The following is a 16,313-nucleotide window of genomic DNA, read 5'->3' as shown; positions in this document are numbered from 1 at the left end:
GCTTTAGTAGAAGCGCCCCGAGCCGCTCAGTGCTCGACCGAACTCGGCCCCCTTGCGTGAATCCCCTCTGACCCCAACGCTGTCGAGGTTGAAGGCGGTGCTGTTGGTGCCCTTCGGTCCGCCAGCCATGATCGAGAGCTGGTGGAACTGGCCCGCCGCTTCGATCGTGCCGATCTTCTCCCGCAGGACACCGATGATGAGACTGCCCTGGGTCTTGCTCTGCACGTTCGCGATCGACACGGTTCGGCCGAAGACGTCGATGTCCTCGGCTGTGCCGGGTACGCCCGCTGTGTCCTGGTGGTAGCGAGCGCCACCTTCGCCAGCGGAGGACAGACCCGTCGGGCCGCCGAGCAGGATGTTCACGGAACCGGCTCCACCGTTGCCATTGATCTCGTCGAACGGAACTCCAATCGCCAGATCGTCGGTAGGCCCAGCATCCAGCCTGCCCATCGCGAGCTCCGCCCCGAAGGAGTCGCTGTCTCCGGGAGTGCCGACCACACCAATCGTTCCCTGGCCCCACTTCGCCACACCAGTCGCGGTCAGACCTGAAGACGTACCCTTCACGAGCGCCACGGTTCCACCGTTGCCCTTGGCGGGCATACCGGTGGCGAGGTCGTCATCGCCGTCAGCATCCACGTCGCCTGCGGCAATGATGTCGCCGAAGACCCACTTGTCGCCTTCGCCGTCGACGTCAGCGATGAAGTCGTCGACCCCAACGTCTTCACCGGAGAGCGGCCCCTGACTTGCGACAAAACCGCCAGCGCCGGCTTCAAGAATCTGAAGCTTGCCCTCGTTCAGGCCGAACGCGAGCTCCTGGATGCCGTTGCCATCGAAGTCGCCGACGGCAAGCGACTTGCCGACCTCAAAGTCGTCAGCAGCCATTCCGACGCTGGCTCGATCGAGCACGGTCTTGTTTGCGGTGCCCAGTCCGCCAGTACCGCCGAAGAGCACCGCGATGGTGCCGCGGCCCTCCGCGCCAACCAACTTCGACGGCACGCCGATCCCCAGATCGGTCACGTCGTCGTCGTTCAGGTCAGCTGCGACCAGGATCGAACCGAAGCCTTGATCCTTGGGTGTTCCCGGCGCGCTGCCGAGCACCTGCTCATTGCTGAGGCGCACGCTGCCGGTCGTCTTCAGGCCCGTCTTGGATCCATAGAAGACGAAGATGGTGCCCGCGTCACCGTCCGAGTCAGCGCCCACAGCGAGGTCGGCGCAACCGTCCTTGTTGTAGTCACCGAAAGCCAAGGCGGAGCCGAATCGGTCGTAGTCCGCGCCTGCGCCCGGAACGCCGGACGTCTCCTGATCGATGTACTGGTCGTCCAAGGCGGTGCCGGATGCGGCGGCAACCAGTCCAGTCGTACGACCGTAGAACACGTGCACAGCGCCCTTGCCGTACGAACGCCCTGCCTCGCTGACCGCAACTTCTGCGCGGCCGTCACCGTTCACGTCTCCCTCGACGCCCGAGGAGCAGGTCAATGCTGCTGCGGGGGAAGCGAGTGCCAGCGTGAGTCCACTGGCCATCAGGCCGCCGGCCAACGTGAGACGCAGAGTGGAAGAGGTCATACGGGCAAGCATGCCTCTGTCCTCCTGACGCATCCACCTGGATGTCTGCTGCTTCATGAAGATCTCCTGGTTCTCGGTGCGGGTGCCCCCCATGGAGCCGCCGTCACCTACAGAGATGCGCAGCAGGTTCCAATAGTTGTCGGCATCACCCGAAATTCTCGAGTTCACGCCCCACATAGACTCAGTGCGTGAAGACTCGTTGGCACCTGCTGTCATTCCTGGCCACCTTCGTGGTGCTGGCATTGTTTGCCGCTGACGTCGTCGCGGACGTTGACTGGTCGCCGGGTGCCCTTCCGGGACTCCGTGTTCTCGTGATTGCCGCGGCCGGGCTGCTCGCCGGCGTCTACTACGTGCACTGGGAGTCTGCCAAGGTGCGCGTTCCAGTCACGCACGCCGCAGCCGCCCTGGGGCTCCTCGGTGGCGCGCTCCTCGTGGCGTCGATCTTCAGCTCTGGTCCCGACGTGATCTTCCGGGACACGATCATGGCCGCTGCCGGTATGACCGCAGTGACTCTGGCTCACTTCCTCGGCCGGATCAGCATCTTCGCTCAGGAAGACAATTCATGATCGAGCTCCTCACCCCAACCCAGCTGGACGAGATGCGACCGGCGGGGAAGTTCGTCGGCGAAGTACTCACGGCGTTGTCCGAAGCAGCGGATGTCGGAGTCAACCTGCTCGAGCTTGATGCCCTGGCTCACGACATGATCCGCAAGCGTGGAGCTGAGTCTTGCTACATCGACTACCACCCGTCCTTCGGCGCCATGCCGTTCGGCAAGGTGCTCTGCACGTCGGTCAACGATGCGGTTCTGCACGGTCTGCCGCATGACTACAAGCTCAAGGACGGCGACCTCGCCAGCTTCGACTTCGCCGTCTCGGTCGACGGTTGGGTCTGTGACTCCGCGGTGAGCGTCACGGTCGGCACTCCGCGCGACGAGGACGTACAGCTCATCGCGCACGCGCAAGAAGCGTTGGATGCCGCCATCGCCGTCGCCCGCGCTGGCAACAAGGTCGGCGACATCTCAGCCGCGATTGGTGAGGTGGGTCGATCGCACGGGCTGCTGGTCAACACCCAGTTCGGCGGCCACGGCGTGGGTCGCACGATGCACGGTGACCCGCACGTTCCCAATGACGGTCGGCCGGGCCGTGGCTTCGCGCTTCAGCCGGGCCTCGTCATTGCCATCGAGCCGTGGTTCCTGCACACGACCGATGAGATCGTCATGGACCCGGATGGGTGGACCATTCGGAGCGCCGACGGCTCGCGCGGAGCGCACGTCGAACACACGATCGCGATCACCGAGGGTGACCCGATCGTGATGACTGCCCGAACCTAGAGCGATTCGTGGAGGCAGAGGACGTTGCCGTCCGGGTCCTCGAACCAGGCCGCCTTCATCGAGCCTGACACGGCGATGTGGTCGATGGTCTTGAGGCCCGGCAGGTCGTAGTCGGCGAACTCCACTCCATTGCCGTGGAGTTCGGCAATCTCGCTCTCGATGTTCGAAACCTCGAACGAGATCTCGGTACGACCGGTCGGCGTTGCGTCTGGTCCCGGCGAGAGTGCAAGCAATGCGCCGCCGGCGAGAGCAAACATCTCCTGGCCTTCGGCGTTTGCCCCTTTGTGGCTGAGGCCGAGGCGGTCTCGATAGAACTCGACTGAACTCGGTCCATCCTTCACCTGAATGATCGTGGTGATGATCGGTTCTGGAATCACTGATTCGCCCTCCGTTCTGACGGAATTGCTGACCTGAAGCCTCCTCCCACTTTGGCTCGGCAGCAAGAGGCCTATCTCAAGGATTTTGGTCGCGCGCGCCACATCACCCCCATTTGGGACTAGCCGGACTAGTTATGAATGGTCCCTTCGGGCTATAACAATGCGGATTCTTTTGCGGAGGATGTGCGGAGGGGATGCGGACGCCCGCAAATTGCGAGCGGATCTGAAGCTTGAGGGAGCCGAGATGAACTCGCGAAGCTTGGTTGTATTGCCAGCGGCGATAGCGATCCTTGCGGCTGGAGCGCTCATGGCGCCTTCTGCCGCATCTGCTGAACTTCGATCTGACAGTGACCTCTCGTACGACAACCCCCGCTACGCGGACGCTGCGACGTTAGACGTTGAGGGAACCCTCGAGACGACCGTCATCGACGGTTTCGGCGAGAACGGTGGCGCCACGTACGAGTACGGCGTGCGTATGGAGGATGGCGGTGTCATCCCGGTGCCGGCATCGTTCGGCAAGTCGGCCCCGAACGGTGGCGAATTCCAGGGTGAGATCGCAGTGACGGGTGAGTTGGCGAGCGACCTTCGGGATGAAGGAGTCGCCGTCAGCCCCGGCGAGACGATTGATGCGGAGAGCGACGACGGTCAGACCGCGCTCGATCTTGCTTCCGAGCAGCAGTCACCCGTGCCGGTCGCGAGCGCGACCGTCTCCGAGCCAGCAGCCGCTGCCGTGACGCCCAGTGCGCATCGCGTGTATGTGGCCATTCTGAGCAATCGCGGTGCCGTCGCTTCGACATCGGGCGCGATCACCGCCATGAGGAACTACTGGCTGACGGAGTCTGCCGGCGCGATCACCGATTTTTCCGTCGCTGGAACCAAGACGTACGCGTCAGCCGTCACCGCCTCAGACAACTGTGGTCTGGCTGGAGGTCACAATGCGATCTGGGACGAGGCGGCGAGCAAGTACCCAGGAATTACCTTCGGCGCTAACGGCAACCATCTGATGGTCATGGTGCCTGCCGACTGCGCAGGAGCTGCCGGAATCGGCACCGTCGGCACGTCGATCAACGACGGCGGCAAGGTGATCGTGTCGGCTGGTACAGGGGCGACGCAGATCGGTTCCCACGAGCTCGGGCACAACTTCGGTCTGGGTCATGCCAACTTGGAGCAGTGCCTGTCGTCCTGTTCGACGTTCAGCTACTACAACGCGTTCAGCGTGATGGGTTTTGCGATCAACGACTATGCGCCCCCAGCGCTCGAAACGGTGGCTCGCCGATTCCTCGGCCTCAGCGACACGACGAGTGACGTGGTGGCCCGTGGTGTGACCACAGTGGATCTGAAGCCGCGATCTGACTCTTCTGGGCGACGCGGTCTGAGGGTCGTCGATCCGCTCACGTCCGCGGAGTACTTCGTCGAGTACCGCTCGGGCACGGGCCGGGATGGCTCCACCTTCTATTCGAATGGAGGCGGACTCTCCTCGTTCCGCTACGCGCCGGGGGTTGTCATCACCCAGTACACAGCGCAGACCCCAGGTCGACAGACCAAGGTGCTGACCGAGCGCGAGGGCTCCAGCGACTTCGCCTATCTGTCCAGTGGCGCATCGTTCACGAGCTCGTCTGGCGGGCTCCGCGTAATTGCTGACTCGCTGAACGGCTCCACCGGTGCACGAGTGACTCTGGAGCTGGCAGCAGATCCGGTGTCGCCATCAGCAGTGCCCGAGATGACGTTCGCGGACGGTGTGGCTCCGAGGAGTGGAAGCACGGTGACGGCCGTCGAGGGGACCTGGGCCAGCGGCGTCACGTTCACGTACCAGTGGCGAGTCGACGGCAACCCGATCTCGGGGGCGACTGGCCAGACGTACGTCGTGCCTGGCGCCTACTTCGGGCGCAACCTGTCCGTGACCGTGACGGGCGACAAGCCCGGCTTCCGCAGCAGTTCGCACACGTCGGAAGCAGCTGAGGTGCAGGTTGGCACTCTCATCTCCGTGACGCCCAGGATCAGCGGCACCGTCACAGTGGGCCGAACCCTGACAGCGCTGCGAGGTACGTGGACATCCGGTACCTCGTTCAAATATCGCTGGTACGCCGACGGTGTGGCGATCAGCGGGGCGACGAGCAAGACGTACACGATCTCGAAGTACCGGAAGGGCAAGCAGATCTCGGTGCGGGTGACGGGCTACAAGACCGGGTTTACGACGATGCGCCTGATGTCGGAACTGACCGAAAAGGTCACGTAACTCCAGCCGCGTGACGAAAGTGGCACTCCTCATCGGCTGGGATGTTCCGGCTGGTCGCTACTGAGCGAGGCGTCGGACTTGCGGATTCCGCCGAGTCCGCCAGCAGTCCGCACACATCCCGCGTGGTTCCCGTAGCACTTCCCGCATCGCCTGCTCGAGGTCTGGCGGACCCGCGACGGTTGGACTAGCGCGCCGATTCGTGCACGCAGCCCGGCGACCGAAAGGCGGCGTCACCCCGCCATGATTCCTCGACTTCCCGTGACCGACTCGTTCGGTGAGTCACGGCTGGAACGCGCTTACGACTACGCCGTGGTGGGCCTGGGTCCGATCGGCCTGCGGATAGCTTTGGGGCGCCATGCGTCTGGGAGTCGAGTCGTTGGGCTCGACGAATCTGCGACGCGGTTGATTGCCATCGGCGCGGGAGTGAGCGTGCTCGACCCGGAGGATCGCCTGAGGCTGGAGGCTGCGCTTCTTGCACCGGACTTCCAGCTGAGCGTCGACCCACGGCTGGTGGAGCTCGCCCACGTTGTCATTTTGTGTGTCCCCACTTCTGAAAATGGTGGGCGCCTCCTGCCCCAGCGGAATGACTCGCTGATGAGCCGGCGGGCGATCCTCGGCCGACTGGTTGACGATCAGGTGCTGGTGCTCGTGTCGACCACTGAGGCAGGCGATGCCGATTTGCTCTGGGTGGCAGCTGACGAATACAGCGCGCCACACCTCCCCTCACACTTCGGCAGTCGTCTCTGTCGCGGACCGCACGCCGATCGGCGTGCGGGAAGTCATTCGAAGGGGACGAGATGAAGAGATCAAGTGCGTTGGGGATAGTCCTGACGCTGTTTGGCGGATTGATGATTGGCGGGATGGGGGCCGCATCGGCCCACGTGCCGTCAATCAGTGCTTCGTGTTCCGGGGTTCACCTCGGTGGCACGAACTACGACGACACGAAGGCCAACACCTGGACGGCCACGATCGGGGGCTCGACGACGAACGGAACATTCGGCGACACCCTCAACATGACGATCCCGGTACCACAGGGCGGAGCGTCGACCTCGTGGTCGGCAACTGTTCAGGCATTCGACGGTGGCTTCAGCAGCACAGAATCAGGGACCGTTGGTCCCTGTGGCACCGTGCCGATTCCTCCCCAGCCGCCTGCGACGGTCGAGACCAAGGACGATGTGAGTACGCCGGACTGCGAAACACTGCTGGTCACGACGACTCATTCGGCTCGGTCGATTCCGTTCGTTTACGTCGAGGCAACCAACTCGTGGGTACCGGGAACTCCGGGTGCCTGGGCAGTGACCGGGACTGACTCTCGGCACGTCACCGTTGAAGAATGTGACGCGCCACCGGAGCCAGCTTCACTCGCTGAAGTACGAGACGTCGTCAACACACCAAATTGTGAGAACTTCACGACGACGACGGATCACCAGTCACGCGAGGGCATCTTTGCTTTCACGGAGGCCACGTGGGCGTGGGCCCAGACCGGTTGGACCCCATGGGTGACAACCAGCTCCGACGTTGCAGACGCAACGCAGGAGGAGTGCCCACCGCCAGAACCGCCGGAGCCTGCGGCAACGGTGACGACGAGCGACAGCCAGAAGTGTGGTGACGCATTCAAGTCCACGATCACGTCGACATCGACGACGAACTGGGTGCTTGATGCGGCAACTCGAACCTGGTCGCTCGGTGAACCGGTTGTCGTGAATGCGACGACCAAGACACCGGTCGCGGTCGAGGCATGTGCTGTGACGGTGGGAACGCCGTTGCTACCCGACACGGGCGGGCCTTCATGGCTGCTCGCGCTCCTTGCTGCACTGTTCTTGGTCTGCGGCGTCAGCATCCTGCGATCGCAGCAGGTGACGCCCGCTGTCAGCAGTGGGGCTCAATTCACGGGTGAATCCGCAAGTGGCGAGCGGCATGGGAGTGCCCATCGTCGGATCACTCAGGTCGTTCAGAGAATTACTCCTTCTCTGCGACGGCGTCGCCGGTACGACTCAGTGAAATATCGAGCTGACGAGTAGCTGGTGACATAGCGGTTGATCCTTCCCAGGATCTCCTGAAAGCACGGTGGGGGCGGCCTCCGAGAGGGCCGTCCCCACTGTCACGTCTACCGTTCGACCATTTGGTAGGGCCGGTGGTCCCTGTTGGCTGGTCCGTCGGGCCGTTGTGTCAGCCAACCGCCGGCTGGACGGTAGGAGCATGACCACGCGACTAGAGCAGAAAGTTGATGACGTTCTCCTGCTGGACGGAAGCCGCGCGCTGGTGAGACGTCTTCGTGATTCCGACAGGCCTGCCGTCACACAGCTGTTTGCCTCGGTGTGCGATCAAAGTGCGTATACGCGCTTCTTCACCTTGGGTCGTGCTGTGGTCTCGCGGCATGTCGATCATCTCTTCGACAGGTCTGCGGCGGTCACGACATATGTCTTGGTTCGCGACAGGGCAATCCTCGGTATCGCAGATGTTGAGGTGTGCGACCCGACGACGTCTGAGATCGCCTTCCTCGTTGCAGATGAGGCTCACGGCCTGGGCGCCGCAACTCTCCTTCTGGAGCGTGCCGCGAGGGACGCTCAGCATTGCGGAGTGGAGACCTTCGTCGCTGACGTACTGGCGATCAATCATCCGATGATCGACGTATTCCGCGATGCTGGCTACCGCGTCGAGCTCCACTCCGATCACGACGAGATCAGTGTGCGCATGAGCACGCAGGACACCGAAGCGACCAGATCGGCAAGTTTGGCCCGCCATGCGCTGGCCGAATCGCATGTGCCAACGGGTCCAAGGTCCTTCAGATCGAGGCGATCGGACCCTAAGCCCCATCGGGAATCAGAACGCACGGTTGAGGCATGGAAACGTCGACCCGGGAGAGCTTGATGAAGACATCGGAACCGCGATGAAGACCGGGCGGGAACTCCCAGTTGCGGTGGGCGTCACCGACCATGAGTTCAGCGTGCTCGAATACGCAGCTGCCGAGGCCGAACGTCTGGGTGCCGATCTGAGGTTGGTGCACGCGTACACAGTCCCTCCCAATGCGCTCGGGTCGCCGTATGGATATGACATTCCGGCTGCCTTTCGACTCGATGGCCAGGACATTCTTCGCCAAGCGAAGAGCCACGTGCGTACACACGGGGGGCCCGGTCACGTGAAGTGCGTACTTTCTCGCGGGGTGCCGCCGAACGTGCTGGAGCGCGAGAGCAAGACTGCGCGACTCATGGTGATAGGCCAGGATCCGATCAAGCCTTGGTATTTCCGTCTCTATGAGGGTCGGTCAGCACACCATTTGGCCGAGTACTCGCACTGTCCAGTCGTGATCGTGCCGAGGGATTGGCATGAAGTTCAGGGCCGAGAGCAGATCGTCGCGTTCGTGGACGGCCCCCAATCGGCCCGGGCAATCCTCACGTTTGCGTTCGATGCGGCAGTGACACGCGATGCACCCGTCAAGATCGTGCACGTGGCCGCCGAAGACCCGTACGACTATGAGCGGTGGCACTCGACGAAGGACGTTGTCGAGGAATGGGCCGAGACCTACCGAGACGTCCCCGTGACGATGGTGGTTGACCATGGAAGCCGCCAGCACGTTGCGATGGTCGCGGCGCAAGACGCGGCCCTGCTTGTCCTCGGCCAGCCCCACACCGTCCAACCCATCAGGCTCGCCTCGCATTCGCTGGCACGAGCTGTCATCGCTCGCGCCGCCTGTCCGGTGGCGGTAGTCCCGGTCCAACACCGTGAATGAGATGAATCGGTCGTTGCGTGGGTGAAAGCATTGGGACCTTCGGCCCTCGATCGCCTAGATCCGTGCTTCCATAATGGTGAGACCCAGCATCGAAGGAGAATCCATGGCGACCCGCGTCTTCCTACTCGACGACCACGAGGTGGTGCGTACGGGTCTCAAGCATCTGCTCGAGAGTTCTGGCGACATCGAAGTAGTGGGTGAAGCCGGCACAGCGGCAGCAGCCTTGGCGCGTATCCCCGCACTCAAGCCGGACGTCGCGGTTCTGGACGCTCGTCTGCCGGACGGCAGTGGCATCGAGGTCTGCAGGCAGATTCGGTCGACGCACCCTGAGATCAAGGCGATCATCCTGACCTCGTTTGACGACGACGAGGCGCTGTTCGCGGCGATCATGGCCGGTGCGGCTGGCTACGTGCTCAAGCAAGTGACGGGCCAGGACCTCATTGCCGCGGTCCACCATGTCGCGGCAGGCGGGTCTCTGCTCGACCCCAGCGTGACGGCGAAGGTGATGGAGCGGCTGAGGGAAGGTGCGCCCGGAGAGCCGGAGGAGCTGAAATCGCTCACGGCTCAGGAACGGCGGATCCTCGAGCTGGTCGCAGAAGGCCTCACCAACCGTCAAATCGGTGAACGACTGTTCCTTGCCGAGAAGACGGTCAAGAACTACATGTCGAACGTGCTGTCAAAGCTTGGGCTGGAACGCCGTACACAGGCTGCCGTCTTCGCTAGCCGCATCCTCGACGACAACTGACGATCGCGCGGTGAGTCACGCGCAGACGTCATTGCTCCTGATCGTTGGACCCGTGGACCTTGGTCCCGAGAATCGTGGTCGGGAGGCCATGTCGGCCGGAACGCTTGAGTCTCATCGTGGAGGCATGCACTCGCTCCAGGAGGACTCATGAAGATCGTCACCCCGGCCGTCGTGGCCGGTGTCGCCGGAAAGCAGCCAGAAGTTCTGCGATTTGCGGCGCGGCAGGCGCGTCTCGCCAACGCAGGCATGCAGGTGATCCACGCAACTGGGCTTACCGACTTAGCAACAGCACTGATTGCCGGGGTCGATGTCTCGGATTCGATGCAGGCTGCGGGTCAGTTCGTACTCGAAGATGCCAAGCAGTTCGTGAAGGTAGAGCTCGGGAATCCCGATGCTGAATTCATCCTGTCGGGTGACGAGCCGATCCACACGCTTGAACGCGCCGCCGCGAACGCGAGCATGCTGATTCTGGGAGCTGACGACGTTCAGTGGTACGCCCGGCTGCTACGTACCAAGATCGCCGGTTACCTCGCGCTTCATGCGCCGTGCCCGGTGGTTGTCGTACCGGAATCTCACGATCGTGAATCACCCGACGGCCACGTGGTCGTGACCCTCGACGGAGACACTGCCGCGGTTGGCCCGCTGCGTTTCGCTTTCGAGCAAGCCAGCGCTCGGGACACCACGCTGCATGTGATCCATGCAGTGCCTCCAGCGACCATGGTGGGGGACGTGGCAGATCTTCAAGCCAACATGTCCGAGATCCTGGCCGGGTGGCGGGCCGAATTCCCCGATGTGGACGTCGAACTTGCCTTCGGGGTAGGCGACCCTCAAGATGTGGTGGCCGGCCTCACGGATCGGGCCGAGCTGGTCGTCGTGGGACGGCCGCATCAGGGCACGATGCCGTTTGCGATCTCTCGAGCGCTGGCATTCAACCTGCTGCGTCACGCAGGCTGTGCCGTGGCTGTGGTTCCGGCTGACTACCCGGGCGCCTGAGATGAGTGGCCCGTCACCCGTCAAGACTCTCGTTGTCTCTGCCGCGAGCCGGCACGGTGGAACGTGCGAAATCGCCGACCGCATTGCCGCGACGCTTACGTTGGCACTGCCCGAACACTGGCACGTGATCCGTGGGGAGCTTTGCGATTTCCGGGTCTTTGACGATGCTGACGCCGTTGTCCTCGGGAGCGCGATCTACTACGGCCACTGGATGCATTCAGCGGCGAAGGCTTTGGACTACCTGCGAGACAACCCGCCCACAGACCTGTTCCTGTTCAGCACGGGCCCAATCTCCGAAATCGAATCGGAGAACGCCCAGGTCATCTCGGCCGATGCCCTGGCTGCCCTGGGTGAGGCAGATGAGCACATGGTGTTCGGGGGCAAGCTCGACACCACTCATCTCAGCTTCATCGAGCGCATCGTGGTCAAAGGCGTTCACGCCCTGCCCGGAGATCATCGCGACTGGTCAGTCGTCGACGCGTGGTCGAACCACATCGCGGCTGAACTCGGCGCCAATCCTTCCCGCGTCCTACGTGGGACCAAAGGCACACCGGGTCAGGGCATCAGCCCCTGAAGGATCACGTCGAACGCGGACAGTGTTGGTCCTATACATCGCTACCAGGAGCAACCATGGCCACTTTGATCGAACCCCCGAAGTCCACTGAACGAGCCGGCACTCCCGACCATTACATGGGGCTGTCGCAATCGACGGCGCTCATCGTCGGAAGCATCATCGGCGTGGGGATCTTCAGCCTTCCCTACTCACTCGCCTCGTATGGCCCCATCAGCCTTGTGGCCATGGCGGTCGCGACCGTGGGCGCGCTGGCATTTGCCTTCATGTTCGCCGCACTGAGCCGACGTATTCCTGCTGACGGCGGACCGTACGCGTACTCGCGCACCGCATTTGGCAACGGTGTCGGCTTCGGCAACGCGTGGTCGTACTGGATCACGGCGTGGGCCGGCAACGCCGCAATCGCAGTGGGCTGGGTCTACTACGTTGAGCACTTCATCAACAAGGGTGGCAGCACGACTGCCAGCATCCTGATTGCTCTCGTCGGCCTTTGGATCCCTGCTGCGGTCAACCTGACCGGTCTCCGCAATGTCGGTGCATTTCAGGTCGTGACAACTGTGCTCAAGTTCCTTCCGTTGGTCTTCTTGGCCACGGTTGGACTGTTCTTCATCAGCTCGGCGAACTTCACGCCGTGGAACACCAGCGGCGACACCAACATGTCAGCCATCGGTGGCGCGATGGCGATCTGCCTGTTTGCCTACCTCGGTGTCGAGACGGCCGCCGTTGCCGCAGCGAAGGTGCGCGACCCCAAACACAATGTTCCCCGTGCGACAGTCTTCGGGACGCTCGGCAGTGCAGTGGTGTACATGTTGTCGCTCATCGCGGTCTTCGGCATCCTGCCCACGACCGCCCTCGCCCTGGACGAGAACAAGGCCTCCTACGCAGTGGCGACCAACACGATCTTCGGCGGAACCTGGTCGGGAGACTTGGTCGCGATTGCGGTCATCATCTCCGGTATCGGCGCGCTGAACGGCTGGACCATGATCTGCGCCGAGATGCCTCGCGCTGCAGCCCAGGACGGGCTCTTCCCGAAGCAGTTCGCCGTGCTCGCCAAGAACGGCGCTCCCGTCTTCGGAATCGTCTCGTCGACCCTGTTCGCCTCGATCGCAGTGCTGATCAGTTTCTCGGGCGCGAACGGAGCCACGGTCTTCACGACGCTGGTCCTCATGACCGGTATCACCGCCGCGATCCCGTTCGGATTCTCTGCCCTGGCGCAGCTCGTCTGGCGGTTCAAGGACCGCAGTGTCGGCAACGCAGCGCACTTCGTACGGGACGTCGTCGTGGCGTCAGCATCGTTGGTGGCGGCCATCGCGTTCATCTACTACTCGAAGAACGTCGATGCCTCGTGGTACGTCGTCTGGGGTCCGTTCCTCATGACCGGTGGCGCGCTGCTCCTCGGTGTACCGGTCTACCTCGCTCAGCGTGGCCACATGACAGCGCCGCTCGAGGTTCCCGCGTACGACGAGACGGTTGCCTGACATGTTCCATGTCGACTCGGAGGTCGGGGCGTTGCGCGAGGTCATCGTGCACCGTCCCGGAAGCGAACTGTCGAGGCTCACGCCAGGGAACGTTGATGAGCTTCTGTTCGATGACGTCATGTGGGCCGAGCGCGCGCGAGAGGAGCACGATGGATTCGTCGCTCAGCTCAGGGCGCGTGGCACCACGGTCCACCACTTTGAGGAGTTGCTCGCCTCAGCGCTCGACGAACCTGGCGCGCGGGAGTTTCTCCAGGACCAACTGACGACCGCTACCCGGTTCGGCCCGGCACTCGATGCGCCTTTGGACGCTCTGGTCGGTGGCACCGCCGCAGTCGACCTTGCCGACATGCTGATCGGCGGTGTCCTCAAGCGCGAGATCGCGCCGTTGTTGCACGCCTCGAGCCTCTTGATGGAGTACCTCGACGACGAGGACTTCCTTCTCACGCCTCTGCCCAACCATCTGTTCCAGCGCGACAACTCGGCATGGATCTACGGCGGGGTGTCGATCAATCCGATGTCCAAGCCGGCCCGCAAGCGCGAGACCATCAACTCGCAGGTGGTCTACAACTATCACCCGATGTTCCGCGACTCGGAGTTCACGTTCTTGTACGGGAATGACTCGCTGCAGCACGAGCCGGCAACGGTCGAGGGCGGCGACATCACCGTGATCGGCAATGGTGCAGTCATGATCGGCATGGGGGAGCGCACCAGTCCGCAGGGAGTGGAGATGCTGGCCCAACGCCTGTTCGAGACGCGTACGGCCGAGCGCATCATCGTGGTTGAGCTGCCCAAGACGCGGGCGTTCATGCATCTCGACACCGCGATGACGATGGTCGACCGTGACGCGTTCTGTGTCTATCCGTACCTGCCCGATGAGCTGCGTTCCTTCACCTTGACCCCCGTCGGCCACGTCGGCCACTACGAGGTCAAGGAGAACCGCGAGCTGTTCTCGGCGATCGCTGATGCGCTCGATATCGACAAGCTGCGTGTACTGAAGGTTCCGATGAACCGCATGACCGCAGCGCGCGAGCAGTGGGACGACGGGACCAACTTCCTGGCGGTCGAGCCGGGAGTCGTCATGGGCTACGAACGCAACTCGTTCACGAACAAGTACCTCACCGAGAACGGCATTGAGATCATCCCGGTCGTCGGCTCAGAGTTGGGCCGTGGGCGTGGTGGACCTCGATGCATGACCTGTCCCATCGTCAGAGAGGCGGTGTCGTCATGACGCTGCTTGATCCGGAGCTCGGTTTCGAGCTTCCCCGCACCCATCTCGGCCTCCAAGGCAAGAGCATCACCAAGGAGCTCGACCTCACTCTTGAACAGTGGGACGGACTGCTCCTGCTCACAGAGGAGCTCAAGCTGAGAAGAAGTCGCGGCACGAGATCCGACGACTGGTCGGTCGCAACATTGCCTTGGTCTTCGCCAAGAACTCGACGCGCACTCGGTGCGCTTTCGAGGTGGCGGCTCATGACCAGGGCGCTCATGTCACCTACCTCGATCCGACCGGTTCTCAGCTGGGCCACAAGGAGTCCGTCAAGGACACCGGTCGTGTGCTCGGACGGATGTTCGACGGGATCGAGTATCGAGGCTTTGCGCACGCAAGCGTCGAGGATCTGGCGCGCTCATCGGGCGTACCGGTCTGGAACGGTCTCAGCGACACCTGGCACCCGACCCAGTCGTTGTGCGATGTCTTCACGATGCTCGAACACTCCGGTAAGGCCGCAGACAAGATCTCGTTCGCGTATGTCGGCGATGCGAGGAACAACGTCGGCAACTCCCTGCTGGTCGCGGGCGCGATGTCCGGAATGGATGTTCGCATGGTGGGTCCGCAGTCCCTGTGGAACTCAGAGTCGGTGATGGCGTCGGCGACCGCGATCGCTCGTGAGACCGAGGCAACGATCCTCCAGACCAGCGACCCTCGTCGCGGCCTTGAGGGCGTCGACTTCGTCTACACCGATGTCTGGGTGTCGATGGGCGAGCCTGAAAAGGTCTGGACGGAACGTCTCGAACTGCTGAACGACTACCAGGTCAACGCCGATCTCATGTCCCTGAGCGGTCGCAAGGACACGGCCTTCATGCATTGCCTCCCGGCATTCCACGACCGCCGAACGGAGATCGGCGAGAAGATCTTTAAGCAGACAGGTCGGGTGAGCCTCGAGGTCACCGATGAGGTGTTCGAGTCCGACAGCTCCATCGTGTTCGATCAGGCGGAGAATCGTATGCACAGCATCAAGGCCATGCTCGTGGCCACTTTGGAGGATTAATGCGGGTCGTCGTCGCACTCGGCGGGAACGCGATCCTTCGGCGCGGCGAGCCGATGTCGATCGCCAATCAGCGCGCATCGATCGCTACCGCTTGCGGACCATTGGCCCGCATCGCGGCTGACCACGAGCTCGTCGTCTCACACGGAAATGGCCCGCAGGTCGGTCTGCTTGCGCTGCAGGCTGCTGCGTATGACGATGTCAGCGCCTACCCATTCGACGTCTTGGGCGCCCAGACCGAGGGAATGATTGGGTACCTCATTGAGCAAGAGCTCGGCAACCGCATCGGCAACGATCGGGTCATCGCCACATTGGTGACGAGAACAGTCGTTGATCCAAGGGATCCGGCGTTCGAAGACCCGACGAAGTTTGTCGGACCGATCTACAACATGGAGCAGGCGGCCGTGCTCGCTCAGGAACACGGGTGGGTGATGAAGGCCGATGGAGGTTCATTACGTCGGGTCGTGCCCTCGCCAATGCCGATCCGCATCCTCGAGACAAAGCCGATCGAGTGGCTGCTGCGTGAAGGTGGCGTGGTGATCTGTGCGGGCGGCGGAGGTGTTCCAACAACCTTCGACAGCGCTGCCGACGTGATGGCCGGCGTTGAGGCGGTGATCGACAAGGACCTCGCGAGCGCGGTGCTTGCGCGTGACCTGAACGCAGACGAGCTGATCATCGCGACCGACGTCAACGGTGCGTACGTCGACTGGGGCAAGCCCACCCAGCGCCTGATCGTTCGCGCACACCCTGATGCTCTTGACGCGATCTCCTTTTCCGCAGGCTCGATGGGTCCAAAGATTGCGGCCGCTCAGCAATTTGTTCGCGGGGGGAGAGGCGACTGTGTGATCGGCTCTTTGACGCAGATTGATGCGGTACTCGCCCACGAATCAGGCACATTGGTGACCAATCGCGTACGGGGAATCGAGTATGAGTCGCCTGGTTCAGATCCGGCATCCGGCCCTTCTCCGCGTCATCTCCGTGTCGTTTCGGATGTGCCGACGGGGGTACCGGGACGCGGTTGATCGG

At 62.8% G+C, this 16,313-nt stretch carries 16 protein-coding genes; 14 read left to right on the top strand and 2 right to left on the bottom strand.

Going from position 1 to position 16,313, the window contains the following annotated elements; translation table 11 throughout:
- Positions 1-3: 3 nt before the first annotated feature.
- A complete protein-coding gene (locus J2X11_RS00340) occupies positions 4-1,731 on the bottom strand; it encodes an FG-GAP repeat protein (protein WP_309965153.1) in 1,728 nt (575 codons plus the stop codon).
- 20 nt (positions 1,732-1,751) lie between these two features.
- On the opposite strand from J2X11_RS00340, the gene J2X11_RS00335 reads away from it, so the two are divergent.
- Positions 1,752-2,129, top strand: a complete 378-nt coding sequence (locus J2X11_RS00335; RefSeq protein WP_309965150.1) for a hypothetical protein — start codon at positions 1,752-1,754, stop codon at positions 2,127-2,129.
- Positions 2,126-2,893 (top strand): type I methionyl aminopeptidase, encoded by a 768-nt coding sequence (map, locus tag J2X11_RS00330; RefSeq protein ID WP_309965147.1) that lies wholly within the window; start codon positions 2,126-2,128, stop codon positions 2,891-2,893. Before J2X11_RS00335 ends, map begins: the two co-directional genes overlap by 4 nt.
- Here the strand turns inward: map and J2X11_RS00325 are convergent.
- Positions 2,890-3,270, bottom strand: coding sequence for a VOC family protein (locus J2X11_RS00325; RefSeq protein ID WP_309965144.1), 381 nt, complete (start codon positions 3,268-3,270; stop codon positions 2,890-2,892). The two genes, map and J2X11_RS00325, sit on opposite strands and share 4 nt — an antisense overlap.
- A gap of 244 nt (positions 3,271-3,514) precedes the next feature.
- Here J2X11_RS00325 and J2X11_RS00320 point away from each other — a divergent pair, with 244 nt between their 5' ends.
- From J2X11_RS00320 to arcC, 12 genes are all read left to right on the top strand, one after another.
- Positions 3,515-5,506, top strand: coding sequence for a zinc-dependent metalloprotease family protein (locus tag J2X11_RS00320; protein ID WP_309965141.1), 1,992 nt, complete (start codon positions 3,515-3,517; stop codon positions 5,504-5,506).
- 240 nt (positions 5,507-5,746) lie between these two features.
- Positions 5,747-6,307, top strand: coding sequence for a hypothetical protein (locus tag J2X11_RS00315; protein ID WP_309965138.1), 561 nt, complete (start codon positions 5,747-5,749; stop codon positions 6,305-6,307).
- Positions 6,304-7,527, top strand: coding sequence for a hypothetical protein (locus tag J2X11_RS00310; protein WP_309965135.1), 1,224 nt, complete (start codon positions 6,304-6,306; stop codon positions 7,525-7,527). The genes J2X11_RS00315 and J2X11_RS00310 overlap by 4 nt, the downstream gene beginning before the upstream one ends.
- Positions 7,528-7,705: 178 nt before the next feature.
- A complete protein-coding gene (locus J2X11_RS00305; protein WP_309965133.1) occupies positions 7,706-8,377 on the top strand; it encodes a GNAT family N-acetyltransferase in 672 nt (223 codons plus the stop codon).
- Positions 8,378-8,396: 19 nt separating this feature from the next.
- A complete protein-coding gene (locus J2X11_RS00300) occupies positions 8,397-9,236 on the top strand; it encodes a universal stress protein (protein ID WP_309965129.1) in 840 nt (279 codons plus the stop codon).
- 103 nt (positions 9,237-9,339) lie between these two features.
- A complete protein-coding gene (locus J2X11_RS00295) occupies positions 9,340-9,981 on the top strand; it encodes a response regulator transcription factor (RefSeq protein ID WP_309965127.1) in 642 nt (213 codons plus the stop codon).
- Between the two features lie 147 nt (positions 9,982-10,128).
- The gene (locus J2X11_RS00290; RefSeq protein WP_309965124.1) at positions 10,129-10,974 is read left to right on the top strand and encodes a universal stress protein; all 846 of its coding nucleotides are present in this window, start codon (positions 10,129-10,131) and stop codon (positions 10,972-10,974) included.
- A gap of 1 nt (position 10,975) precedes the next feature.
- Positions 10,976-11,548: a flavodoxin domain-containing protein gene (locus tag J2X11_RS00285; protein WP_309965120.1), complete on the top strand. Its 573-nt coding sequence runs from the start codon at positions 10,976-10,978 to the stop codon at positions 11,546-11,548.
- A gap of 56 nt (positions 11,549-11,604) precedes the next feature.
- Positions 11,605-13,023 carry an amino acid permease gene (locus tag J2X11_RS00280; protein WP_309965117.1) on the top strand — a complete coding sequence of 473 codons (1,419 nt, stop codon included), beginning with the start codon at positions 11,605-11,607 and terminating at the stop codon, positions 13,021-13,023.
- 1 nt (position 13,024) lies between these two features.
- Positions 13,025-14,251, top strand: a complete 1,227-nt coding sequence (locus J2X11_RS00275) for an arginine deiminase (protein ID WP_309965115.1) — start codon at positions 13,025-13,027, stop codon at positions 14,249-14,251.
- Positions 14,252-14,348: 97 nt separating this feature from the next.
- Positions 14,349-15,290 carry an ornithine carbamoyltransferase gene (gene argF / locus J2X11_RS00270; RefSeq protein ID WP_309965111.1) on the top strand — a complete coding sequence of 314 codons (942 nt, stop codon included), beginning with the start codon at positions 14,349-14,351 and terminating at the stop codon, positions 15,288-15,290.
- Positions 15,290-16,309 (top strand): carbamate kinase, encoded by a 1,020-nt coding sequence (gene arcC, locus J2X11_RS00265; RefSeq protein WP_309965108.1) that lies wholly within the window; start codon positions 15,290-15,292, stop codon positions 16,307-16,309. Before argF ends, arcC begins: the two co-directional genes overlap by 1 nt.
- Positions 16,310-16,313: the final 4 nt, after the last annotated feature.

It is taken from the genome of Aeromicrobium panaciterrae (assembly GCF_031457275.1).
Taxonomy (GTDB): Bacteria; Actinomycetota; Actinomycetes; order Propionibacteriales; family Nocardioidaceae; genus Aeromicrobium; species Aeromicrobium panaciterrae_A.
Note: the sequence above shows the minus strand (reverse complement) of the source record. Positions and strands in the feature narration are given on the sequence as shown.